The sequence below is a fragment of the Mesorhizobium sp. M0715 genome, from assembly GCF_040320355.1.
GTDB lineage: Bacteria > Pseudomonadota > Alphaproteobacteria > Rhizobiales > Rhizobiaceae > Mesorhizobium.
On the sequence record NZ_JAMYPL010000016.1, the window covers coordinates 1 to 24,622 of the forward strand.

Genomic DNA, 24,622 nt, shown 5'->3' on the forward strand with positions numbered 1-24,622 from the left:
CGAGGAAATCGAGCGGGATTTCGTTGCGGCGGGTCTTGTCGAACAGATAGCGGCTGCCGCGCACCCAGGTCCACATGGCCAGCACGATGGTGAAGGCCACGGCCAGCGAGGCCCAGCCGCCCTCGAACACTTTGACGATGTTGGAGGCAAAAAAGCCGACGTCGATGAAGCCGAACAGCGCCGTCATGGCGACCGCCACCCACAGCCGCCATTTCCAAATCCGCGTCATGACCACAAACAAGAGCACTGTGGTCACCAGCATGTTGCCGGTCACCGAGATGCCGTATGCCGACGCCAGCCTGCTGGATTCGCCGAAGCCGACGACCAGCATCATCACCACCAGCGCCAGCAGCAGGTTGACGCGCGGCATGTAGATCTGGCCGGACTGTTTCTCCGAGGTGTGCAGGATTTCAAGGCGCGGCAGCATGTTGAGCTGCACCGCCTGCCTGGTCAGCGAGAAGGCGCCCGAGATCACCGCCTGGCTGGCGATGACCGTCGCGGCGGTCGCCAGCACGACCATCGGGATCAGCGTCCAGCCTTCGTTCATCTCAAAGAAAGGATGGCCGACGACGCCGTTCTTGGCCAGCACGAAGGCACCCTGCCCGGCATAGTTCAGCAGCAGGCACGGGAACACGACCCACAGCCAGGCGAGCACGATCGGCTTGCGGCCGAAATGCCCGAGATCGGCATAGAGTGCTTCCGCACCGGTGACGGCGAGGAAGATGGCGCCGATGGTCACGAAAGCGACGTCGGGCGAATTGATCAGAAACGCGACGATGTAGTGCGGGCTGATCGCCCACAGGATTTCCGGATCGGCGATGATGTGGTTGAGGCCGGAAAGGCCGATCGCCAGGAACCACACCGCCGTCACGGGACCGAAGACCAGCCCCACACCCCCCGTGCCGAAACGTTGCACCGCAAACACCATGGCAAGGATGACCAATGTCAGCGGCACGACATAGGGCTGGAAGGTCGGCGTGACGACATTCATGCCCTCAACCGCCGACAGCACCGATATCGCCGGCGTGATGACGGCATCACCGAAGAAAAGCGATGCCCCGACAATGCCGATGCCGAGCATCAGCGCCGAGCGCTTGGGGAAACTGCCGCGCGCCAGCGCCATCAGCGACAGCACGCCGCCCTCGCCGCGGTTGTTCGCCCGCAGCACGAACATGATGTATTTGATGGTGACGATGATCGTCAGCGACCAGATGATCAGCGACAAAACGCCCAGAATATCGCCGCGCTGGGCGACTTGTCCGCCCGACGACGCCACCAGCGCCTCGCGAAAGGCGTAGATCGGGCTGGTGCCGATATCCCCATAGACGACACCGAGCGCGCCCAGCATCAGAACCTTGGTGCTGTGCTGCTCGACTTCCGAATGGCTCGATTGTTCGACGGGTTCTGCCTCACTACCAGTATTGGTAAGGGCCATGGACGACACTCCGATAAGCGCGCGGTGCTCTACGCTTGCTGCAATGCAATATCAAGTGCCGTCGCGTAATGGCTGCCATGCCTGCCACGCGAGGCTGCCATCGCTACCATCCGCAGGCCTTGAGGAACCGACCCACCGTGCCGGCCATGCCATACTCCAACGCGTCGGCTGTCAACCCATGTCCGATCGACACTTCGGCCAATGCCGGAATGCGCTTGGCAAGTGCGGGCAGATTGCTGACCACCAGATCGTGCCCGGCATTGACCTGAAGCCCGGCAGCAAGCGCGGCGTCGGCGGTTTTTCCCAGTCTTTCCAGCTCCTTGGCCGCTTTGGCGGAATCTGTGTGATAGCTACCATATGGACCCGTATAGAGTTCGATACGGTCGGCGCCGACATCGCGGGCGGCCGCCACCCAATCGGGGTCCGGATCGGAAAACAGCGACACGCGAAAGCCCCCCTTTTTCAGACGCTTGACGATCGGTGTGAGGAACGCGGCCCGGGTGGCGAAGTTCCAGCCATGGTCCGATGTCGCCTGGGCCGGATCGTCCGGCACCAAAGTCACCTGTTCGGGCTGGTGCTTTTCCACAAGCACCAGGAAATCCTCGGTCGGATAGCCCTCGATGTTGAATTCCGCGCGCGGAAACTCGTCGTCGATCAGCGACCGAATCTCAGGCAGATCGGAGTGTCTTGTGTGCCGCTCGTCGGGGCGTGGATGCACCGTCAGCCCATGCGCTCCGGCCGCCAGCGCAATGCGGCCGAGGCCGGTCACGCTTGGCCACGGCAGGTCGCGCCGGTTGCGCAGCATGGCGATGGCATTGAGGTTGACGGAGAGCTTTGCAGGCATGCGGGTGGCCTCGGAAATCATTCAACGCGCCCACCTATAATGCCTTTGACGGGAACAGTAATGCCTTTGGTGGGAACAGACTGGGGGTTTCGCGTGTTCCAAGCCTGATGAGCGAACCCGGGAAAGGACGCACCGATGAATTTTCTCGATGAGGTTCCGGCAATCCGCCGTATCGAGACCAGCCGCGACGACCTTTTCGCCATCGATGTCGTCGGGCACGTTTCCGCGGCCGACGGTGAAAATCTTTTCGGGCTGCTGGAGGCAGCCTATGCCCTGCACCCGCGCATCGATGTGCTGGTGCGCCTCGTCGACCACGATGGCGTCGACTGGGCCGACATCGCGGACGAGACCCTGAAGCAGGGTGCCATTCATGCATTGGAACATGTCGGCCGTTGCGCAACCATCGGCGAACCGGACTGGATAGCGGACGCACAACGCTTTCTGCCGTCCTCACCGCCCATCGAAATCAGGCATTTCAGGGCGGAGGACGAGGCTGCCGCCTGGCAATGGCTTGCCGCACAGCCTATCGGGGCAACAGCATCCGGAGCCCCTACCTGACGATCGTCAGCCGTTCGGCCGCCCGCGTGATGGCGGTGTAGAGCCAGCGCTGGCGGGTTTCCTTGAAGGCCCAGCTTTCATCGAACAGCACAATCTCGTTCCACTGCGAGCCCTGCGCCTTGTGCACGGTCAGCGCGTAGCCATAGTCGAAATCGTCGAAGCGCTTCTTCTGCTGCCAGGGGATATCGGCATCGGGATCCTCGAACGCCGCCTTGAGCAGCTTGATCTTGGCGACGCCACGATCCGGATCGTCCTCTTCCGGCGACACCAGAAGGTTGATGCCGGGCTTCACCGTCTCGCGCGACGAGGTCATCACCTTCCACAGCGAGCCATTGAGCAGGCCCTTGGCCGGATCGTTGCGCAGGCAGACCAGCTTGTCGCCGGCTTGCGGATAATCGGCGTTGAAGCCCTTGAGCTCGCGCAGCCGCTGATTGTAGCGGCGACGCGTGCGGTTGGTGCCGACCAGCACCTGGTCCGCCTTCAGCACCAGCTCCTGGGTGACGTCTTCCTTGCCGATCACCTGCGCCGTGCCATAGTCGCCACGCATGAATTCACGGCCCTCGCGCACATCGAGCGCCAGCCGCAGGATCGGGTTGTCGCGCGCCTGCCGGTGGATTTCGGTCAGCAAAAAATCCGGCTCGTGGTCGGTGAAGAAGCCGCCGCCCGAGATCGGCGGCAGCTGGCCGGGGTCGCCCAGCACCAGGATCGGCGTGCCGAAACTCATCAGGTCGCGGCCGAGTTGCTCGTCGACCATCGAGCATTCGTCGATGACGACCAGTTTCGCCCGCGTAATCGGGCTCTGGCGGTTGAGCGAGAAGGTCGGCGACATCGACGTCTTGCCGGTGACCTCGTCCGATACCGATTCCTCGCCCTTCGGCCGATAGATCAGCGAATGGATGGTGCGCGCATTGACTGCACCCTTGGAGCGCAGCACCTGCGCCGCCTTGCCGGTAAAGGCGGCGAACTGCACCTGGCCGTCGACATGTTCGGCGAAATACCGCGCCAAGGTCGTCTTGCCGGTGCCGGCATAGCCGAACAGCCGGAACAGCTGCGGCTGGCCGGTCTTCAGCCATTGGGCGACCGCCTGCAGCGCGTCGTCCTGTTGGGGAGAGAATTCCATCAGTGCGACAGACCGGATTCGCAGGGGAAAGACAAGATCGGTTGCCACCATCATCGATGCGCCGGGACGCTTCAATGCCGCCGACGGGTCAGGCTATCAGGCACAGACAAGAACGTAAAGGGAACATACAAGCTCATCCCACACCTTATCGAATCGGCTGGGGATCGTTTTCTAGCAGGATCGGCTTGCCGTGCGGCGTGGCATGCGCGGCGCGCTCCCAGGCTTCAGCCATAGCGTCGACATCCGACTTCGCGGCCAGCCCTTTGGTGGCAAGCAGGCTTTCCAGCGCCGCCAGCCAATGTTCGTAATAATCATGGCCGTCCGCTGCGGCGCCCGGTCTCTTCACTTCTTCCGACAGTGCCTGCGCCCACTCGCTCCACGAAAACAGGCGCTTGTCGTGCAACGCCACCGTCATGGCGAACGCCTCGGCCTGCCATGGTTCGGCGAAAACAGGGGCATCGACGCCCGGAGGCAAATCGCCAACGAAGCCATCACGCCGGCTCAAGATAGCTCTCCCAGGCGTCGATCGACACAACAAGCATCGGGTCGGCGCCCTCGCCCCAGATTTCCGGCCCTTCGAAAACCACGGTGTAGACCCATTGCGGATTTTCGCCGTGTCCATGCGCGTTGCTGTCGGGGAACACGAAGCCATCGCGCACGGCCTCGATTCTACCCTGCTTGCCGCGTGCGTAGCGCGGCAGCCGCGTGTGGCCGGTCGGGTTGAAGTTCTTGGTCCGCACAGGATCGCCGGCCTTGAACCGCGCCGGCTGTGCCACCGGCCGGTCGCAAGGCCCGCCCTTGGCCAGCACGGCAGGCACGTTTTCCGCCTTCAGCACCCTTTTCGGTGTCGCAGCCGGATCAATCGCTCGGCCCTCAGCCAAATCGCGCTCGCTGACAAACCCATGGCGCTTGAGCAGCACCTCCAGCGCCTTGATCCAGATCTCGTAGTAGCTGGAGGCATAATAGTCGGCCGGATGCAGTGATTCCCGCGCATGCCGGCTCTCGTCGATGTTCCAGGCTCCCATGGCGCCGGCAGTCAGCGTCACGCCGAGCGCCCGCCTCTCCCATGCGGCATGAAAATACGGCTCGTCCTGTTCGGGCGCGACGGGACCGAACCCCATTTGTCCGCCGAGATCCTGCGGCCCGTTCATGCCGGCTGCCCCTCTATTTCAGGTCTTTGGGCCAAGCCGGTCCCGATCATCGCATCACGGCTGACCAGTTCCGCCAGCCGCTCCTCGCTCCAGCCTTCGGTATTTTCGGGCCGCATCGGCACGACGAGATAGCGCAGCTCGGCAGTGGAATCCCAGACGCGGATTTTCTTGTCCGCCGGCAGCGTCAGCCCGAACTCCTCCAGCACGCCGCGCGGATCGATGACGGCACGCGAACGATAGGGCGGCGCCTTGTACCAGACCGGCGGCAGGCCGAGCACCGACCACGGATAGCAGGAGCACAGCGTGCAGACGACGAGATTGTGCGTCTCCTCGGTGTTGAACACCGCCTGCATGTGCTCGCCCTGACGGCCGGTGTAGCTCAGCGATTCGATCGCCGCCGTCGCATCGCGTTTCAGCCATTCGGCATAGGCGGGATCGCTCCAGGCCTTCGCCACCACCCTGGCGCCGTTGCGCGGTCCGATTTTCGTCTCGTAGGTATCGACGATGACGTCGATCGCCGCCGGATCGATCAGCCCCTTTTGGGTGAGGATGGTTTCCAGCGCGCGGACGCGGGCGGTAAACGGATCGAGTTCGTTGTCGTGGCCATGATCGTGTGACATGGCCGCAAACTACGTTTCCAGCGATGCCGCCGCAAGCGCAACGGCTTGGGCCAACGGCACATGGCGCTGGCCCTGTCACATCATTCGGCCGCCGCCCGCTGCGGTTCGGGCAGCATGTCTTCCCTTGGTTTGAACAGCGAGAGCTGGTCGACATCTTCGACCGGGCTCGGCTCGCCCTTGCGACTTGACCAAAGCCCGACCAGCCAGCCCGAGAAATTCTCCATGTAGACATAGATCACCGGCGTCACGAACAGCGTCAGCGCCTGCGAGGCAAGCAGGCCGCCGACAACGGCAACGCCCAGCGGCTGGCGCAGCTCGGCGCTGGCGCCGGTGCCGAGCGCGATCGGGATGGTGCCCATCAGTGCCGCCAGCGTCGTCATCATGATCGGCCTGAACCGCATCAGGCACGCCTTGTGGATCGACTCGGTCGCCGACATGCCTTCTCGTCGCAGTTCGAGCGCGACGTCGACCATCATGATGCCGTTCTTCTTGACGATGCCGATCAGCATCAGGATGCCGATCACCGCGATGACAGACAGATCCATGCCGGCGAAGCGCAGCGCAACGACCGCTCCTAGCACGGCCGACGGCAGGCCGGTGAGGATCGTCAGCGGGTGGATGAAGCTCTCGTAGAGTATGCCGAGCACGATGTAGATGGTCAGGATTGCGCCGCCGACCAGAAAACCCTGGTTGGCAAGAGAATCCTGGAAGGTCTTGGCCGTGCCGGCGAAGGTGGTCGAGATCACCGTCGGCATGCCGATCTGCTCCTTCAGCGCATTGATGCGCGTCACGCTGTCGCCCAGCGCCACGCCCTGCGGCAGATTGTAGGAGATGGTCACGGCTGGAAGCTGGCCGAGCTGGTTGACAGTCAGGGCGCCGGCCGTGCGATCGACCCGGGCGAAGGCGCCGAGCGGAACAAGACTGCCGCTCGCCGTTCTCATCTGGATGGCCAGCATCCGCTCGGGCGACCACTCGATCTTGGGATCGAGCTCGGTGATAACTTCGTAGCTGTCGGCCGAACCGAAGATTGTCGAAACCTGGTCGGTGCCGAACCCGCCATAGAGGGCGGAGCGCAACGTGTCGGTGTCGATACCGAGCTGGGCGGCCTTGTCGCGATCCACCACCAGCGTCGCCTGCAACGCATTGTTCTGCAGGTCGCTGGTGACGTCGGTGAAGTTCGCATGGTCGGCAGCCATCGCGTCGTTCAGTTTCTGCGCCCAAATATCGGTCAGGCCGGTATCAAGGCCCTGAACCACGAGCTGGTAGGCGCTTGCCGACGACCGCGAGCCCAGCCTCAAATTCTGCACCGGCTGCATGTAGGTCTCGATGCCCGCCACGCCGGCCAGTTGCTTGCGCAGATCCGAAAGCACCTTCTCGATATCGGGGCGCTGGTCCTTGCCCTTGAGCTGGACGAAAAGCTGCCCCTGATTGAGCGCATTGTTGCCGCTGCCCGCCGACCACGCCACATGGTCGACATAGGGCGAATGCGAGAAGACACTGGCGACCTGTCCTTGCAGCCTGGACATGGCATCGAAAGAGATGTCCTGACGTGCGATGGTGGTCACCGATATCTGGCCGATGTCCTCCTGCGGGAAGAAACCCTTCGGCGAAGTCTGGATCAGCCACACCGACGCTGCCGCGGTGCCGACGAAGACGAGGAACACCAGGAAGGTGTGGCGCAGGCAGAAGCTCAAGACCCTGTCGTAGCCGCGGGTGACGAGGTCCTGCTTATGACCGGGGCCATGCTTGTCACGGTCGGCTTTGGTCACCGACAGCAGCCGCGAGCACAGCATCGGCGTCAGCGTCAGCGACACGAACATCGACGCCAGGATGGCGACCGTCACCACGACGGCGAACTCGTTGAAGATGCGCCCGATGACGCCACCCATCAGCAGCACGGGGATGAACACCGCCACCAGCGAGATCGAGATCGAGATGATGGTGAAGCCGATTTCGCGCGCGCCCTTCAGCGAGGCGTCGAAGGCCGACAGCCCGTCCTCCTCCATATGGCGGAAGATGTTTTCAAGCATCACGATGGCGTCGTCGACGACGAGGCCGACCGCCAGCGTCAGGCCCATCAGCGATATGTTGTCGATGGAAAAGCCGAACAGGAACATCGCGCCGAGCGTGGCAATCAGCGAGATCGGCACAGCCACGGCCGGAATGATCGTCGCCGTTACCCGGCGCAGGAACACGAAGATCACCATGATCACCAGGGCAATGGTGAGCAACAGCGTGAACTGCACGTCGCTGACCGCCTGCCGGATCGAACTGGAGCGGTCGTTAAGCAGCTTGATGTCGGCGGCGGCCGGCATCTGGTCCTTGAAGGACGGCAGCATCGCCTTGACCTTGTCGACGACGTCGACAGTGTTGGCGTCGGGCTGGCGTTGCACCGCCATGATTATCGCGCGGGTGCCATCGTACCAACTTGCGGTGGTGGTGGTCTGCACCGAATCGACCACGCGGGTCACCTCGCCCAGCCGTACCGGATGGCCGTCCTTGGTGGCGATGATGATGTTGGAGAAACCGGCGGCGTCGGTCAGCTGCGTGTTGGCGGTGATGGTGAGCTGCTGCTTGTCGTTCTGCAGCACGCCCAGCGGCGTGTTGCTGTTGGCCGAGGCGACCGCCGCCTGCAGCTGATCGATCGAGATGCCGCGCGCGGCAAGCGCGGTCGGGTCGATCTGGATGCGCACCGCGTATTTCTGTTGGCCGAAGATCGAGACCTGCGCCACGCCGTCGATGGTCGACAGCGACGGCGAGATGACATTTTCCGCGAAAGCATCGAGATCGGTCAGCGGAACCGTGTCGCTGACCAGCGACATCAAAAGGATCGGCGCGTCGGCCGGATTGACCTTGCGATAGCTCGGCGGCGCCGTCATCTGCGGCGGCAATGATTTCTGCGTGCGCGCGATCGCCGCCTGCACATCGGCCGCCGCCGCATCGATGTCGCGGTTGAGCACGAACTGGATGGCGATCGAGGTCTGGCCAAGCGAGTTCGTGGTCGAGATCGAATCGATGCCGGCGATGGTGGCAAACTGCTTGATCAGCGGCGTCGCCACCGATGTCGCCATGGTTTCCGGCGAGGCGCCGGGCAGCGAAGCCGAGACATTGACCACCGGGAATTCGGCGCTGGGCAGTGCGGCCACCGGGAGGAACTTGTAGGCGAACAGCCCGCCCAGCACGAGGGCGAACGACATCAGAAGGGTGGCGACGGGTCGGCGTATGCAGAATTCGGAGATCATTGGGCCGCCTCGCCGGCGTTGGTCGCCTCGGCCACCTTGGGCGCGGCTGCACTCGCCGTGGCCTTGCCTTCATGCACGGCGGCGCCGTCCTTCAGCCTTGTCTGACCTTCGGTGACAACCTTCTCACCGCTTTTCAGCCCCTGGCTGATGGCGCTGTTGTCGCCTTCGGTCAGCGCCACCTGCACCGGGCGCATCTCGACCGTGTTGTCCGGCTTGACCACATAGACGAACGGCCCCTTCTGGCTTGGCTGCACCGCGACCGTGGGAACCGATGTCATCTGCGGCATGATGCCGGCGTCGAGCACGACATTCACATACTGGCCGGGCCATAGCGAAAGATCGGCATTGGGAATGCTTGCCCGCGTGGCAATCGTGCCCGACGCGGTGTCGACGCTGGAGTCGACGAAATCGAGCGTACCCTTGCCGATCGGCGTCGGGTCGCCATCCTTGGTCAGCGTCACCGCGCCCTGCTGCGGGTTGGCGAGCGCCTTGTGCAGCAGGGCCAGATTGCTCTCGGGAAGATTGAAGTTGACCTGCAGCGGGTCCATCTGGGTGATGGTCACCAGCGGAGTGGCCGTGCTGCTGTTGCCATTGCTGACGGTGACGAGATCGCCGACGGCGACGCTGACAGCGCCCAGCCTGCCGGAAATCGGCGCCGTGATCGTGGCGAAGCCAAGCTGGACATTGTCGGCGTCGATTGTCGCCTTGTCGGCATCGACAGTCGCTGCGGCAGCCTTCTGCGCGGCGACGGCCTGGTCGTAGGTCTGCTGCGTGCCGGCCTGCTTGGCGACCAGATCCTTCGCGCGCTGAAGATCCGACTGCGAGCTGGCGAGCATCGCCTGATCCTTGGCGAGCGCCGCCTGATCCTTGGCAAGCTGCGCCTTCAGCGCCCGGTCATCGAGCGAAAACAGAACGTCGCCGACCCTGACCATCTGCCCGTCCTTGACATCGATGGAGACGATCTGGCTGGACACGCGCGCATTGATGTTGACGACGGCTGGAGAGGAGACGAAGCCGATCGCGTAGCGCCGGATCGGGAAATCGGCTGTCGAGGCGACGGCCGAGAGGATCGAGGCCGAGCGCCCGGCATTGTCGGCCTTCTTGTCCGAAGCCGTGGCCTGTTTGTCCGGCGCGGCAACCTGCTTTGCGCCGATAACCTGCTGGACCCTGCCCAGCGCATCAGGCGAGAGATAAAGCCACCCGGCCGCACCCAGGCAGGCGACGGCCAGCAACGAAAGAACGACTTTTCCACGCATGGTCAAAGGCCCTCTCCACCCGACACGTCGTGGTCCGATGGTTCTATTCCAACGCGGCCCGTTGCCGCGATTTCGCCGAATAGATAGGACACGCCTTTGTCGGAAAAGGGCCAAAAGGCGGCATTACGAAGATTTAATGTGCACTGCACAACGGATGTGCAACACGGGCTCAATCCCGATCTGGGCGGTACGCCCGAGACTCCGGATCCTGTCCCTTAAAGATCAGATGATGCGCCCCGGGCCTACCTCAGCATCGGCCAAAGCGTCGCCGCCAGCAGCACGCCCATGGCGATGTTGAACCATTTCAGCCGCACCGGGTCCGACAGGAAACCGCGCAGTGCGGTGCCGAACCCAGCCCACACCGAGACGCTCGGCAAATTGACGATGGTGAAAGCCACGGCGATCAACACCACCGACAGGAACGGGTGCTCGGCATTGGCATAGACGGCCATGGCGGTGATCGCCATCACCCACGCCTTGGGATTGACCCACTGGAATGCGGCTGCCTCGATGAAGCGCATGGGCCGCGCTTTCGTCTCGCCCTTGCCGGTCAGCGTGCGCGACATGGCGATCTTCCAGGCGAGGTACAAAAGATAGGCGCCGCCGGCGATCTTGAGCGCGGTATGCAGCGCCGGAAACGCCGTCAACACAGCGCCGAGGCCAAGACCGACGGCAAGCAGCAGCACGAGGAAACCCATGCTGATGCCCAGCATGTGCGGAACGGTTCTGACGAGGCCGAAATTCACGCCCGATGCCAGAAGCATGAGATTGTTTGGCCCCGGCGTGATCGACGTCACGAAGGCGTAGACAAGCAGGGCAAGGAATGCGTCGAGCGACATGGATATCTTCCCTGACAAGTCAGCATCTTGTCTCTTCTCGGCGACCCCGCAAAGGTACGGACGGCCTCACCATGGAAACTGGCTGACGCGTTCGACGCCAGCCCCGCCGAAGTCCTACATCGCCTGCGGGCCGCGGTTCAACGCTGCCACGCCGGTGCGGCAGATTTCGACCAGGCCGAGCGGTTTCATGATGGCGATGAACTGGTCGATCTTGGAGCCTTTGCCGGTGATCTCGAAGATGAAATGCTCGGTGTTGGCGTCGATGACGCTGGCGCGGAACGCATCGGCCAGCCGCAACGCCTCGACGCGGGCCTCGCCGGTGCCCGCGACTTTGACCAGCGCCAGTTCGCGCTCCAGCGGCCGCTCCTGGCCGGATTCATGCGAACGCACGGTCAGGTCGACGACGCGGTGAACCGGCACGATGCGCTCGAGCTGGTGCTTGATCTGCTCCAGCACATGCGGCGTGCCGCGCGTCACGATGGTGATGCGCGACAGGTGTTTTTCATGCTCGGTCTCGGAGACGGTCAGGCTCTCGATGTTGTAGCCACGCCCGGAAAACAGGCCGATGACCCTGGCAAGCACGCCCGGCTCGTTGTCGACCAGCACGGAAAGCGTGTGGTTTTCCGGCTTTTCCGTCTCCTTGGCGATGAAATAGGCGGAGCCGGTCGGTTGTAGCTGTGCGTTCATGACATGAATCTCGTTTTTCAAGCTCTTGAGCTAATTCTCTGTTTGCGCGGGGCTTTCTCGCGACAGCCCTGCCTTGGTTCTGCCGGCTACACCAGTTCCCTGCCCTTGGCGTCGATGGCATTGGCCACCGCCTCGTCGGTCGCCTCGTCGGGCAACAGCATCTCATTGTGCGCCTTGCCCGACGGAATCATCGGGAAGCAGTTGGCGAGCGTCGCCACGCGGCAGTCGAACAGCACCGGCTTCCTGACCGAGATCATCTCCTTGATCGCGTCGTCCAGCTCGTCCGGCTTCTCGCAGCGAATGCCGTGGCCGCCATAGGCCTCGGCCAGCTTGACGAAGTCCGGCATCGCCTCGGTGTAGGAATGCGACAGCCGGTTGCCGTGCAGCAACTGCTGCCACTGCCGCACCATGCCCATATACTGGTTGTTCAAGATAAAGATCTTGATCGGCGCGTCGTGCTGCACGGCCGCGCTCATCTCCTGCATCGTCATCTGCACGGAGGCGTCGCCGGCAATGTCGATTACCAGCGCGCCTGGATGCGCGATCTGCACGCCGAGTGCCGCCGGCAGGCCGTAACCCATCGTGCCCAGCCCTCCCGACGTCATCCAGCGGTTCGGCTTCTCGAAATGATAGTGCTGCGCCGCCCACATCTGGTGCTGGCCGACCTCGGTGGTGATGTAGGTGTCCAGACCCTTGGTCAGTTCGTAGAGCCGCTCGATGGCGTATTGCGGCATGATCACGTCGTTGTTCATCTTGTAGGCGAGCGAGTCGCGCGCACGCCATTTGGCGATCTGCTCCCACCAGGGGTAGAGCGCCTTCTTGTCGGCCTTGGCGCTCGCACGCCACAAACGCACCATATCCTCCAGCACCCGGCCGACATCGCCGATGATCGGGACCTCGGTGTGGACGTTCTTGTTGATCGACGACGGATCGATGTCGATGTGGATCTTCTTCGAGTTCGGCGAGAAGGCGGTCAGCCGCCCGGTGATGCGGTCATCGAAACGCGCGCCGATGCAGATCATCACGTCGCAGTCATGCATGGCCATGTTGGCTTCATAGGTGCCGTGCATGCCGAGCATGCCCATCCAGTTCTTGCCCGATGCTGGATAGGCGCCGAGGCCCATCAGCGTCGAGGTGATCGGGAAACCGGTGAGATCGACCAGTTCGCGCAGCAGATGGCTCGCTTCCGGGCCGGAATTGATGACGCCGCCGCCGCTGTAGATGATCGGCTTCTTGGCACCGGCCATCAGCTCGACCGCCGCCTTGATCTTTTCCAGGTCGCCCTGGACCTTTGGCTGGTAGCTGGTGCGCGGCGCGATCTGCGGCGGGACGTAGAATCCCCTGGCGAACTGCACGTCCTTCGGGATATCGACGACGACCGGACCGGGGCGGCCGGTGGTCGCGACATGGAAAGCCTCGTGGATGGTCGCAGCGAGCTCGTTCACGTCCTTCACCAGCCAGTTGTGCTTGGTGCAGGGGCGGGTAATGCCAACCGTATCGCATTCCTGAAAAGCGTCGGAGCCGATCAGCGAGGTCGGCACCTGCCCCGTCAGGCAGACCAGCGGGATCGAATCCATCAGCGCGTCCTGCAGCGGCGTCACGGCATTGGTGGCGCCGGGACCGGAGGTCACCAGCATGACGCCGGCCTTGCCGGTCGAGCGCGCATAGCCTTCGGCTGCATGGCCGGCGCCCTGCTCGTGGCGCACCAGTATGTGCTCGACATCGTCCTGCTGGAAGATCTCGTCATAGATCGGAAGGACAGCGCCGCCGGGATAGCCGAAGACATGCTTGACGCCATTGTCCTTCAGCGCCTGCACCACCATTTCGGCACCTGTCATCTCGCGCCGCTCGTTCTGTCCGTTGCTCATCGGTCTGGTCCCGTACTGTCGCCATTGGGCGTTTGCTGGTCGTTTAGTCGTGTTTCAGGCAATAAAAAAGGCCCCCGAGGGAGCCTGTGTCTTGCGCATGGGGGGTTTTTGCCCGGCGGTTACACCGCCTTGCCCACGCGCTTTCCTACGAGAATGAGTGCCGTTTTCATGGTGGCGGACACTAAGGGCGGGCAAGGCAGCCTGTCAACGGGAAAAATCGCGCCGGCGCGCACAGCGTACAGGCGCGACTGCGGTGTCAGCCCGGCGCCTTGCAGCGGGAAACGCGTGGATCGCATTTGGACGCCTTCCTGGCCTCCATCTTCTCTGGCGGATGGTGGGGTGCCACCCTTGCCGGGCCATGGTGCTGGGGCATGTGCATTGCCAACGCTTGCTGATGCGGCTTTTGTTGCCCGCCACCGAGTGCAAGACGCTGCCCCGAAACCGGCTTGGGCGAAACCGGTTTGGGCGACGATTTGACAACGATGCGTCCGTCGCCCGCGGTCCTGTCGACATGCAGCTTGAGCGCATCGGCCTTCGCGCCGTTGCCGGCGACCATCCGCTTGCTCACGGCGTCGCCAGGCTTCACGACGGCCGGATTGCTGGCAGCCACCGCGCCGGGGGAAATGGCCTTGCCGCCGATCGCAGTCTTGGAGCCCGCCACGATTTGCCCGTTCCCCTTTGTATTGCCGGCAAGTCTCTTGATCTCGGCGCCCCTGGAAGCATCGAGCCGTGCACTGGCAAACACGCCTTTGCGCGGAGGAACCAATTTTGCCGCCTTGATCGACTCGATGACGGGCTTCGGGAGTTGCTGCAGCCGGGGTCCGGCATTGATTGCAACCACCTGATTGCCAAGCCGCACGTGCGGCGCCTTGTTGACCAGGACCGTCTGGTTGATGATCGTCGTGTTGCGCACGATGCCGACGTTCTCAGTGGCAGGCCGTACCACTCTGACCAGATCGACCGCGCCGATCGCCGCCACCGGCACGAAACACCACCAGGAATCGGCGAAGGCGACATCTACGTCGGGTGGTGCCGGCGCCCAGCCGACATCATTGCCGCCCTGGCGCCAGACCACCCAGGCTGGCGCCCATTGATCGCCGGCGATCCACACCCAGCCAAAATCGGGATCATAGGCCCAGCGGCCATAGTGATAGACGACATCGCCAAATGGCTCGGTGGACTGCCAGTACCAGCCATCGTCGGTCCAGACCCACCTGCCTTCGGTGTAGGGTCGCCATTCGGTACGGACCGAGGGAACCCAGACATCGCCGAAGCGGCTGGAGGTTCGCCATCCGCCATAGTTCGAAAGCCTTTCGCGGACGGTAACGGCAATTTCCGCCGCATGCGCCTGCGTTCCGGGCAGCACCAGCGGGCCGGTCAGGGTCGCGCTCAAGGCCATGACCGCGGCCATTGCCGCTGCGCGTCCACGCCGGCCAAGGGAGCGACATGAAGACGCTTGGATAAAAGGTACGATGATCATAACGGGCTCCAGAGTTCCGCATCCAGAAAATCCCGGGAACCGTCCTGTTGCCCGCCACCGCTTCCCGGCTTCTCACCGATCGGTTGTCATCGGCCTCGGTGACCGCATTGCGGCATTTGACCATCAATTTTGCGCGACCGGCGCGGCATTCACAAATGGAACGTTCGTTTCCGGCGCCCGAGCGATTCCGAAACTGTCCGGCGATCTCACTTATAGGATAGACCATTGAAATCGCTGGAAACTATGGTGGGGCGTGACGAGGGCCGCCATCTCTGACGATACTTGATCGTCCGGCGGCGAGCCCGGCGGAGCCACCACCATGACGATCTGGATTTCACGGGAGGAAACCTGATGCTCGACAAGCCCTCTAGCAAGAACACGGCCCCTAGCAAGAAACTGTCCGACCTGCTCGATCGATTCGGCGCCGCGCTTGCCGCCAATGACATCGAGAAAGCGGTCGATTGCTTTCAAGAGGATTGCTACTGGCGCGACCTCGTCACCTTCACCTGGAACATCAAGACCATGGAAGGCCGCGACCAGGTCCGCGACATGCTGAAAAGCCAATTGTCGAAGACCAGGCCGTCACACTTCGCCATCGCCAAGGGCGAGGACGCGACGGAGAGCGACGGGTTGATCGAAGGCTGGATCAGCTTCGAGACGGAGGTGGCACGCGGCTTCGGCCATGTCAGGCTGAAGGACGGCAAGATCTGGACGCTGCTGACCACCATGGCCGAACTGAAAGGCCACGAGGAGCCGGCAGGCTTTGCGCGGCCGATGGGCGCCAGGCACGGCTCGGGCAAGAACCGTCCGACATGGAAAGAAGAACGCGAGAGGGAAACCGCCGAGCTCGGCTTCAAGACGCAGCCCTATACGGTGATCATCGGTGGTGGCCAGGGCGGTATCGCGCTCGGCGCGCGGCTGCGGCAGCTTGGCGTGCCGACCATCATCATCGAGAAGAACGAGCGGGCCGGCGACAGCTGGCGCAAGCGCTACAAGTCGCTCTGCCTGCATGACCCGGTCTGGTACGACCATCTGCCCTATATCGATTTCCCGAAGAACTGGCCGGTTTTCTCGCCCAAGGACAAGATCGGCGACTGGCTGGAAATGTATACCAAGGTGATGGAGCTGAATTACTGGTCCTCGACCGAGGCCAAAAGCGCTTCCTATGACGACAAGAAAAAGGAATGGACCGTTGTCGTCCACCGCGACGGCAAGGACATCACGCTGAAGCCCAAGCAGTTGGTGCTGGCAACCGGACAGTCCGGCAAGGCCAATCTGCCGAAATTCAAGGGCATGGAGACCTTCAAGGGCGACCAGCACCACTCGTCGAAGCATCCGGGTCCCGACGCCTATGCCGGCAAAAAGGCCGTTGTCATCGGATCCAACAATTCCGCCCATGACATCGCAGCGGCACTTTGGGAAGCCGGCGCGGACGTCACCATGGTGCAGCGCTCGAGTACCCATATCTCCAGGTCCGACACGTTGATGGAAATCGGACTGGGTTCGCTCTATTCGGAGCAGGCGCTGCAGAATGGCATCACCACCGCCAAGGCCGATCTCATCTTCGCTTCGCTGCCCTACAAAATCCTGCACGAGTTCCAGATCCCGGCCTATGCCGAAATGAAGAAACGCGACGCGACATTCTACAAGGGGCTGGAGAAGGCCGGTTTCATGCTCGACTGGGGCGACGACGAATCCGGCCTGTTCATGAAGTACCTCAGGCGCGGCTCCGGCTATTACATCGATGTTGGCGCCTCGCAGCTGATCATCAATGGTTCGATCAAGCTGAAGAGCGGCGTCGACGTCGAAGAGATCAAGCAGCACTCGGTTCTGCTCAGCGACGGGTCGGAATTGCCTGCGGACCTCATCGTCTACGCCACCGGCTACGGCTCGATGAACGGCTGGGCCGCCGATCTGATATCCCGTGAAACCGCCGACAACGTTGGCAAATGCTGGGGCCTCGGCTCGAACACCACCAAGGACCCCGGCCCGTGGGAAGGCGAGTTGCGCAACATGTGGAAGCCGACGCAACAGGAGGCGCTATGGTTCCACGGCGGCAATCTGCACCAGTCACGCCACTATTCGCAGTTCCTGTCGCTGCAATTGAAGGCGCGGCATGAAGGCATCGCGACGCCGGTCTACGGCCTGCAGCAGGTGCACCACAAGGGGTAGGCGAGCGCCATTCCGGTGAAGCCGGAAGAAAGGAGGCACGGCTTGCACCCTGCCTCCTTCCCTGGGGAATTTACGCCGGCTTGCCCGCCGCGAACTGCGTCACCACCCGCTGCAGCAGCGGCACGTAATCGCGAAATGTCCGTGTCTTCATGTTGGCGATCTTGCCGCTCTCGTCCCAGATGCGGACCCGGACCGCTTCCTCATGGAAGGGGTTCTTGCGGAACTCGGCGACCTCCTCGGCATTCATCGGCCCGCCCTGCAGCGACAGCGTGTGCACCGAGGCCTGCGAAAGCCTGCCGAAATAGGTCGGGTCGGTGGCGCAGAGATAGCGCTTGGCGGCGACATGCAGCCTGACGCATTCGACGATGACAGGTGGAAAGAACGGCGCCAGCACCTCGCCGCCGGCCTCGTCATGATGCTTGTCCTCGACATCCTCGGGCGAATAGGTGCCGAACTCGCTGGTGTAATGGCCGATGTCGTGCAGCAGCGCCGCCGCCACCAGTTCGTCCGGCGCGCCGTCCTTTTCAGCGAACCAGGCACCCTGCAGCATGTGCTCCGACATGGTGACGGGTTCGCCGAGATAGGATTCGGCGCCCCGGCGCTCGAAGATGTCGGCGATGAACTCGACGATGGTGTCCGCGTTCAAATCCTGGCCGCTCATTCCGCGGCCTCCTTGAACCCGTGCTCGATTGCCGCGAGCGTCGACAGCAGACCGTCCTTGTCTGCGTAGCAACCCTGCAGCCAGCGCTTACCGGTACCGGAAAACGCCTTGCGGGCATGCATGACGCGGGTGTTGTCGACGATGAACGCTTGCCCCGCTTCGAGCTTGAACGTCACCTCGAAGGATGGATCCTCGATCAGTTCCGCAAACCGGCGATAGGCGGCGTAGTACGCTTCCATATCGCTGAACGGCACGTCGACCGTCGGCGCCAGCGAGCGGTTGTTGAAGCGGATGCAAATCAGCTCGCCATCGGGCCCGAGCTCGATCATCGGCCGCTTCGCCTGCAGCCGCACGCCGGAAGAGCCGGCATACTCGAAGCGCGCCGGGCATGAGCTCAGCAGCCGGAAGCCTTCCGGGTTCTCAGCCTGCAGCGCAGCCGCGACTGCAAACCCATCGACGACACTGGACTCGCCGCCCTCAACCGTATTCTCGATGCAGGACAGGATCTGCAGCGTCGGCACAGGGTCGCGATAGGGATTGTCGGTGTGCGCCTGGAGGCCGAGATTCGTGTAGGCGAGATTGTTCGGATTGACCTCGGCGCGCACTTCGAACCAGCGCCCGTAATTGGTTTCCCTGATGTAGCCGAAAAGATCGGACACTTTGCACAGTGCCCCGGATTCGGTCGGCAGATCGTCCATCACCGCGAAGCCACAGGTTTTCACCGCCGACAGCCATTGCCCCAGCACAGCGCGATCGCGGCTGGCCGCAACATAGCCGGCGCGCGGCACCGAATTCTGCATCGAGGCCTTGGTCCATCGCACGGTGGCCTCGCCTGTCCAGCCGGGCTGGCGGCCTGCGTCACGATCATAGGCATTGGCGCTCAGCCATGCCGCGGGAAAGCTGACCGTCTTCTGCTCGGGCACGAAGCTGACTTCCAGGGCGCCGCCTTTGATCGACGCGGCGCCGATCCTGGTGTCGGCGGGAATGTCGAGAATGGTGATGAGCCGTTGACCATTGCCGGCGCTGCGCGTCTTGTCGTCCAGCGCATTGTCGCGCAGCCACATGGCGTGAAAACGGCTGCGCGACCCGTCCTGCCAGCCAAGGTCGATTGTTCTGCCTTCGTCGCCGATCCGCGCCTGGGTGAGCATGGAGATCCGTTCCTGTCCATTGCGTCCCCCGCAGCCTGATCCGCAGGGTTTCGATTGCATGTTGATCGCGCGACAGACATAACTCAAATTATCATTTTTTAGCCAATGACCGCAGAATACTAATGGCTCGTACAAATACACCGGTGCCGCCTCTGGACTGGCTGCGCAGTTTCGAGGCGGCGGCGCGGCTGTCGAATTTCACCGCGGCGGCAGCCGAGCTCGGCCTTACCCAGGCCGCCGTCAGCCAGCACATCCGGCTTCTCGAGGAATGGCTGAAGACGCGCCTGTTTTCGCGGCTGGCGCGCGGCGTCGCGCTGTCGCCAGAGGGTGCGGCTTACCTGCCCCACATCCAGTCGGCCTTCGCCACCATCGGCAACAGCACCGCGGAACTGTTCGAGCCGCGCGCCATCCAGACCGTCTCGATCCGCGCGCCAATCTCCTTTGCCTTGCTGATGCTCGCCCCGGCGCTGCCCGATCTGGCGAAGGCGCTGCCGCGCATCCAGCTCGATCTGGTGACGATCCATCGCCCTGCTGACTACGACCTGCCGGGCTCGGTGCTCGACATCCGTTTTGGCAACAGATCCTTTCCCGGCCGTGAAGCCGACAGGCTGACCGCAGAGCGGCTCGTGCCGGTGGCGGCGCCAGTGCTCGCCGGCAACCCCGACTGGACCTCCCTGCCGCTGCTTCTGGTCGCCGGCGCGCGCGAAATGTGGGCGGAATGGTTCGCCGCCGCTGGACTGGCTGGCCATCCCAGACGATCGCACCGCTTCGACAGTTTCGTCACCGCCATGGAGGCGGCGAGCGCCGGCGCCGGCGTGCTTTTGGGCTCGCGGCCGCTGGTCGATGCGGCGCTCGACAGCAAGACGCTGGTCAGGCTTTCCGACTATGAACTTTCCAGCACATCGGGGCATTTCCTGACCAAGGCGTCGACAGCACGCCTGACCGGTGCCGAACAGGATTTTCGCCAGTGGCTGCTGTCACGCCTCTCCGCGCCGGCATGACCGGTTACGAGATTGGCCCGATCCGCTTCCAGTAAATCAGCGTGCCGGTCAGCCCGCCATGCGGCTTCAGGGCATAGTCCGGTATCTCACCGGCCAGCGTGAAGCCCAGCCGCTCATAGAGGCCTGAGGCGCCCTCCTCGGTCGCCGTGTCCAGAACCAGCAGCGTGCGGCCCCTCTCGATGGCAAGGCTCTCGGCGGCCCGCATCAGGCGCGTTCCCACACCCCTGCCCCGGTAATCGACTGATGTCATCAGCTTGGCGATCTCGGCCCGGTGCGGCTGGTTGGGCGGACAATCGAGCAGCAAGGTCACGGTGCCGACCAGGTTTTTGCCATCCCAGGCGCCAAGCACCGATCTTTCGCCCCTTGCCGCCGCGGCCAGCGATTTTTCCCAGAACGCCCTTGCCGCCTGCGGCGCCAACGGATGCATGAAGCTGACCGAACCGCCGGCCGCCACCGTTGCGACCAGCAATTCGGCCAGCATGTCCTGCGTCTCGGCAGCCGGGTTCAGGGTTGCGATCTCGATCGAGTTCATGTGCAGGATATCCTGTGATTGCGATAGAAGCGGGCGCATTGCTGTCACTCCAGATGGCGCGCGCGGCGTCGCTTACGCGCCGCCTTGATGGCGCTGATGCGGTCGGCGTCTTCGTGCCCGAGATGCCGCCCGCGCTCGAGGATCTCGAGCGTGTACTCCTCATAGGTCAGGCCAAGCCGCTCGGCTCTGTCCATGCGCAGCAGCATCACCTCGTGGCTCGGCGCCTTCCACGCCTTGGCGTACGCTGCCTGCCAGGCAAGAAAGATGTAGGGATCGCCCTTGCCCCATGGCGGGCCGTTGTACTCATCGAGAGGCGGCCCCCCATTATGGGAGCGCTTTGGTCTTCTTGCCATTGTGTCAGCCCCTGACCAGCGCGACGAGATAGTCGGCGCCGGGCTCCAGGGCATGGAAGGTGCAGTCCGACGGCGCCCCAAGCGCCAGGCAGTCGCCTGATACAAGCTTGTGCACTGTCTCACCTTCGATGAATTCGAGCCGCCCGGAGATCAGCCATATCTGCTGCTTGATGAAGGCGTATGAAGCGGCCGGAAAACTGACCTTGGCGCCCGCCGGCAGATGCACCTTGATCAGTTCCAGCGGCATATCGCCAGCCGGCGAAAGATGCCGCCTGACATAGCCGGTGTCGGGATCGCGCCACACCGGCTGGTCGGCTTCGCGCAACAGCCCGCCGCCCTGCAATTCCGCGCGCGCGATCAAGGTCGACAGCGTCATGCCGAAGGCCGACGCGATGCGCACCAGAAGCGCCGCCGTCGGGCTGGTCTTGCCCCGCTCGATCGTGCTGAGCATCGCCTTCGAGACGCCGGAACGCTCCGCGAGTTCGGCCAGGGACCAGTCGCGCACGATCCTTTCGGCGTGTATCCTGCGGCCGATCGTCGAGGAAATGTCGTTCGCTATATCATCCATATGTCTATTATAGCGAAAAATAGACGCCGGAGAAGAGCCGCCTTGCTACAATTTCCACGAGCCCCTTAATGCTCTCTACACCATCCGACCTCATCGGGCCTTAACCCCATTCGGGTAGCATCGATGCTCCAGGGGAAATGGGGATTGGCCTGTCCATGTATGTCGAACGCGAAGCCTCCGTTGGAGAACCGACATCGCAGGAGCGCCGCGACGCAGAGCAGAACGACAAGCGCATCCTCGGCAATGTCGTGCAATGCGATGGCGCGCGCGCCACCATCAGCGCCTACGCGAACGACGCCGACGGCGCGGTGACCGGCCTGTGGACGGTCGGCAAGATGATTTCCATCAATCTCGGATCGACGCGAACCGTCGGCCTGGTCTACGCAATCGGCAAGTCGGACCGCGCGTGGAGCAATGAGGGCCAGAACGCCATCGAGGTCAGCATCGAGCTGATCGGCGAAGTCCGTGACGGAGCAGAGCCCGGCGCCAAACCGGTCTTCGACCGCGGCATCACCACCTATCCGCATATCGGCGCCGTTGCGCATCGCATCCGCACCCGCGACCTGCAGGCGGTCTATGACCTCGCGGGGCGTCATTCGATCACGATCGGCACGCTCGCGCAGGACGAGACGATCGCCGCCAACATCGCCATCGACGATACGCTGGCGCGTCACTTCGCCATTGTCGGCACCACCGGCGTCGGCAAATCCACCGCCGTCTCGCTGCTGCTACGCAAGTCGATCGCGGCACGGCCGGATCTGCGCATCCTGATCCTCGACCCGCACAACGAGTTCGCTGCATCGCTGCCCGAATACTGCGTCAGGGTCGATTCCAAAACCCTGGATCTTCCGTTCTGGATGTTCACGCTGGAGGAATTCGCCGAGGTGCTGTTCCGGGGCCGCGAGACCGAGCCGGAAGAAATCGACGCCTTGCGCGACCTCATTCCGGCCGCCAAGAATCTCTACCGCAACCCGAATTCGGGCTCCTATATCAGGCGCGGCAGCGATGCGCTGACCGCCGATACGCCGGTGCCTTACCGCATCGCCGACCTGCTCAAGCAGATCGATGAGCGCATGGGCATGCTCGAAAGCAAGACCGATCGCCCGACGCTCAAATCGCTGAAGACGCGCATCGAATCGGCGGCGGCCGATCCACGTTATCGCTTCATGTTCAACTCGCGCCTGATCGAGGACACCATCCACGAGACGATCGGCAACATCTTCCGCGTGCCGCATCATGGCCGCCCGGTAACCTGCTTCGAAATGGCCGGCATGCCGTCGGAAGTGGTCAATTCGGTCTGCTCGGTGCTGGCGCGCCTGGCCTTCGACCTCGCTCTGTGGAGCGAGGGCAAGCTGCAGCTTCTGTTTTTGTGCGAAGAAGCGCACCGCTATATGCCGGCCGACCCGCGCCTCGGCTTCGCGCCGACAAGGCACGCGCTGTCGCGCATCGCCAAGGAAGGCCGCAAATATGGCTGCTATCTCGGCGTCGTCACCCAGCGCCCTGGCGAGCTCGACCCGACCATCCTGTCGCAATGCTCGACTTTTTTCGCCATGCGGCTTGCCAATGAGCAGGACCAGGCGATCATCCGCTCGGCGATTGCCGATTCTTCCGCCTCGACGCTTGCCTTCCTGTCCTCCATGGGCCAGCGCGAAGCCATCGCCTTTGGCGAAGGCGTGGCGACGACCATGCGGCTGAAGTTCGAAAAACTGCCGAGCCACCTGCTTCCTGGCACCGCCAAGCGCGAAGAGGCCGCCTCGTCGAAAGCCGGCGACGATGTCGATCTGGTGGCGATCGTGGAACGACTGCGCAACGTGCCGAAATCAACGCAGCAGGCGATGGCCTTCGCCGAGGTCGTCGATTCAGGCCGCCAGGCCGGCGATCCCGACTACCGCAAGCCACCCGCCGCACGCGCGCCATCGGACGACGATTTCGACATGCGCTACGGCCTCAAGCCCGCAACCTTCGGCCTGCGCCCGCAACACGATTGAGTTTGGGCGTCACGCACATCGGCGGATGGGTCTGTGCACCCAAGTCAGGGCTTCCGAGATCCGTTTGGAAAAGCCTGGGTAAATCCCGTCAGGGAATTCGTCAGGCTGAGTCGGGTGGTGCTGTTTTCGAGAACCGAAGCGGAGCGGACATTTGAGTCCGTGAGCATCGGAAGCGCAGAAAACGGCGCCAGACGGCCAGCCTCACGAATTCAGTGATGGGATTTTCAGGCGCAGACGCGGTTGCGGCCTTGCCTCTTCGCTTCGTAAAGCTGGCGGTCGGCGCGGCGATAGAACTCTTCCGCTGTTTCCTTGCGGTCCCAGACGGCGAGCCCGACGCTGGTGGTGATCTTGAGGCGGACATTGCCTGACAGCACCGACATGTTGGCGATCGCCTTGCGGATGCGCTCGGCAAACTTGCCCAGAAGCTCGGCGTCCATATTGGGCGTGACCACGGCGAACTCCTCGCCGCCCAATCGCGCTACCACATCGTGGTAGCGCGTCATGTCCTTGAGACAGTTCGCGACGGCCTTGAGCACTTCGTCGCCGACGTCATGGCCGTGGGTGTCGTTGACCTGCTTGAAATGGTCGAGATCGAGGATCATCAGACCGACGGGCTTTTCGATGCGCCGGAACTCCTCAAGATACTCCTTCAGCGCATCATCGAAATAGCGCCGGTTCTGCATGCCGGTCAGGCCGTCGGTCAACGCCGCATGCTCGAGTGTTTCCGAGCGCGCGCTGAGCGAGACCGTCATGGCGCGCAGCTTGCCTTCCTCCGTCGCCTGTTTGCGGATCAGCGGATAGATGAAGAAAATGCCGAAGAACAGCGCGGTGGCCAGGAGCACGCCGGTCGCGAACAAGAGCTTGTTGAGATAGATGACCTTGTCCAGACCCGAAGCCGTATGCAACTCGTCGGCGAAGGACTGCAGAAGTCCGTAAGCATGCAGCGTCACCAGGCCGGCGGCCAGGATCACGAATATAAAGACGAAAAATGCTGATTCCGCCTTGTGGAAACGCATCTGCTCCCCGTTGGAAAAGTGCCCACTGATCTTATGGCATGGGCGGGCTTACGGAGGGTTAATTTGGACAACCACAACGGGAA

The 24,622-nt window shown here is 63.0% G+C and carries 22 protein-coding genes; 4 read left to right on the plus strand and 18 right to left on the minus strand.

Annotated features, from left to right (window positions below):
* The coding region (locus NKI21_RS19080; protein ID WP_352866769.1) for a potassium transporter Kup at positions 1-1,435 on the minus strand (1,435 nt) is incomplete at its 3' end.
* A 103-nt stretch (positions 1,436-1,538) separates the two neighbouring features.
* On the minus strand, positions 1,539-2,279 hold the full coding sequence (locus NKI21_RS19085) for a pyridoxine 5'-phosphate synthase (RefSeq protein ID WP_023813048.1): 741 nt from the start codon (positions 2,277-2,279) through the stop codon (positions 1,539-1,541).
* A 135-nt stretch (positions 2,280-2,414) separates the two neighbouring features.
* Between NKI21_RS19085 and NKI21_RS19090 the strand changes: the two genes are divergently transcribed.
* Positions 2,415-2,837, plus strand: a complete 423-nt coding sequence (locus NKI21_RS19090) for a SpoIIAA family protein (protein WP_352442857.1) — start codon at positions 2,415-2,417, stop codon at positions 2,835-2,837.
* On the opposite strand, the gene NKI21_RS19095 is transcribed toward NKI21_RS19090, so the two are convergent.
* The 10 genes from NKI21_RS19095 to NKI21_RS19140 form a co-directional block, all read right to left on the minus strand.
* The gene (locus NKI21_RS19095; RefSeq protein WP_352442881.1) at positions 2,830-3,957 is read right to left on the minus strand and encodes an ATP-dependent DNA helicase; all 1,128 of its coding nucleotides are present in this window, start codon (positions 3,955-3,957) and stop codon (positions 2,830-2,832) included. The two genes, NKI21_RS19090 and NKI21_RS19095, sit on opposite strands and share 8 nt — an antisense overlap.
* Positions 3,958-4,102: 145 nt before the next feature.
* On the minus strand, positions 4,103-4,462 hold the full coding sequence (locus NKI21_RS19100; protein ID WP_352866773.1) for a nitrile hydratase accessory protein: 360 nt from the start codon (positions 4,460-4,462) through the stop codon (positions 4,103-4,105).
* Positions 4,449-5,108 carry a nitrile hydratase subunit beta gene (gene nthB, locus NKI21_RS19105; protein WP_352442859.1) on the minus strand — a complete coding sequence of 220 codons (660 nt, stop codon included), beginning with the start codon at positions 5,106-5,108 and terminating at the stop codon, positions 4,449-4,451. Before nthB ends, NKI21_RS19100 begins: the two co-directional genes overlap by 14 nt.
* A complete protein-coding gene (gene nthA, locus NKI21_RS19110) occupies positions 5,105-5,728 on the minus strand; it encodes a nitrile hydratase subunit alpha (RefSeq protein WP_352442860.1) in 624 nt (207 codons plus the stop codon). The genes nthB and nthA overlap by 4 nt, the downstream gene beginning before the upstream one ends.
* A gap of 80 nt (positions 5,729-5,808) precedes the next feature.
* The gene (locus tag NKI21_RS19115; RefSeq protein ID WP_352442861.1) at positions 5,809-8,970 is read right to left on the minus strand and encodes an efflux RND transporter permease subunit; all 3,162 of its coding nucleotides are present in this window, start codon (positions 8,968-8,970) and stop codon (positions 5,809-5,811) included.
* Positions 8,967-10,226, minus strand: a complete 1,260-nt coding sequence (locus NKI21_RS19120; protein WP_352442882.1) for an efflux RND transporter periplasmic adaptor subunit — start codon at positions 10,224-10,226, stop codon at positions 8,967-8,969. Before NKI21_RS19120 ends, NKI21_RS19115 begins: the two co-directional genes overlap by 4 nt.
* Before the next feature lie 242 nt (positions 10,227-10,468).
* Positions 10,469-11,065: a LysE family translocator gene (locus NKI21_RS19125; RefSeq protein ID WP_127293144.1), complete on the minus strand. Its 597-nt coding sequence runs from the start codon at positions 11,063-11,065 to the stop codon at positions 10,469-10,471.
* Between the two features lie 114 nt (positions 11,066-11,179).
* Entirely contained in the window at positions 11,180-11,752 is a 573-nt protein-coding gene (ilvN, locus tag NKI21_RS19130; protein ID WP_023757090.1) for an acetolactate synthase small subunit, read from the minus strand.
* 86 nt (positions 11,753-11,838) lie between these two features.
* On the minus strand, positions 11,839-13,620 hold the full coding sequence (locus tag NKI21_RS19135) for an acetolactate synthase 3 large subunit (protein WP_081734942.1): 1,782 nt from the start codon (positions 13,618-13,620) through the stop codon (positions 11,839-11,841).
* Positions 13,621-13,876: 256 nt separating this feature from the next.
* Entirely contained in the window at positions 13,877-15,031 is a 1,155-nt protein-coding gene (locus NKI21_RS19140) for a DUF6600 domain-containing protein (RefSeq protein WP_352442862.1), read from the minus strand.
* A 420-nt stretch (positions 15,032-15,451) separates the two neighbouring features.
* Between NKI21_RS19140 and NKI21_RS19145 the strand changes: the two genes are divergently transcribed.
* Positions 15,452-17,272, plus strand: a complete 1,821-nt coding sequence (locus NKI21_RS19145) for an NAD(P)/FAD-dependent oxidoreductase (protein ID WP_128305787.1) — start codon at positions 15,452-15,454, stop codon at positions 17,270-17,272.
* A 70-nt stretch (positions 17,273-17,342) separates the two neighbouring features.
* Here NKI21_RS19145 and tmpB read toward each other — a convergent pair whose 3' ends face one another.
* Positions 17,343-17,933, minus strand: coding sequence for a (R)-1-hydroxy-2-trimethylaminoethylphosphonate oxygenase (tmpB, locus tag NKI21_RS19150; RefSeq protein WP_128305786.1), 591 nt, complete (start codon positions 17,931-17,933; stop codon positions 17,343-17,345).
* Positions 17,930-19,081 carry a 2-trimethylaminoethylphosphonate dioxygenase gene (tmpA, locus tag NKI21_RS19155; RefSeq protein WP_023813060.1) on the minus strand — a complete coding sequence of 384 codons (1,152 nt, stop codon included), beginning with the start codon at positions 19,079-19,081 and terminating at the stop codon, positions 17,930-17,932. Before tmpA ends, tmpB begins: the two co-directional genes overlap by 4 nt.
* 122 nt (positions 19,082-19,203) lie before the next feature.
* Between tmpA and NKI21_RS19160 the strand changes: the two genes are divergently transcribed.
* A complete protein-coding gene (locus NKI21_RS19160; RefSeq protein ID WP_352776207.1) occupies positions 19,204-20,082 on the plus strand; it encodes a LysR family transcriptional regulator in 879 nt (292 codons plus the stop codon).
* Positions 20,083-20,086: 4 nt separating this feature from the next.
* On the opposite strand, the gene NKI21_RS19165 is transcribed toward NKI21_RS19160, so the two are convergent.
* The 3 genes from NKI21_RS19165 to NKI21_RS19175 are packed head-to-tail and all read right to left on the minus strand — an operon-like array spanning position 20,087 to position 21,535.
* Positions 20,087-20,614 carry a GNAT family N-acetyltransferase gene (locus NKI21_RS19165; RefSeq protein ID WP_023813062.1) on the minus strand — a complete coding sequence of 176 codons (528 nt, stop codon included), beginning with the start codon at positions 20,612-20,614 and terminating at the stop codon, positions 20,087-20,089.
* Positions 20,615-20,658: 44 nt separating this feature from the next.
* Entirely contained in the window at positions 20,659-20,967 is a 309-nt protein-coding gene (locus NKI21_RS19170) for a hypothetical protein (RefSeq protein WP_023813063.1), read from the minus strand.
* A gap of 4 nt (positions 20,968-20,971) precedes the next feature.
* Positions 20,972-21,535, minus strand: a complete 564-nt coding sequence (locus NKI21_RS19175; protein WP_023813064.1) for a helix-turn-helix domain-containing protein — start codon at positions 21,533-21,535, stop codon at positions 20,972-20,974.
* A gap of 155 nt (positions 21,536-21,690) precedes the next feature.
* Between NKI21_RS19175 and NKI21_RS19180 the strand changes: the two genes are divergently transcribed.
* Positions 21,691-23,523 (plus strand): ATP-binding protein, encoded by a 1,833-nt coding sequence (locus tag NKI21_RS19180; protein WP_352612373.1) that lies wholly within the window; start codon positions 21,691-21,693, stop codon positions 23,521-23,523.
* A 224-nt stretch (positions 23,524-23,747) separates the two neighbouring features.
* On the opposite strand, the gene NKI21_RS19185 is transcribed toward NKI21_RS19180, so the two are convergent.
* A complete protein-coding gene (locus tag NKI21_RS19185; RefSeq protein WP_128305783.1) occupies positions 23,748-24,539 on the minus strand; it encodes a GGDEF domain-containing protein in 792 nt (263 codons plus the stop codon).
* Between the last annotated feature and the right edge of the window lie 83 nt (positions 24,540-24,622).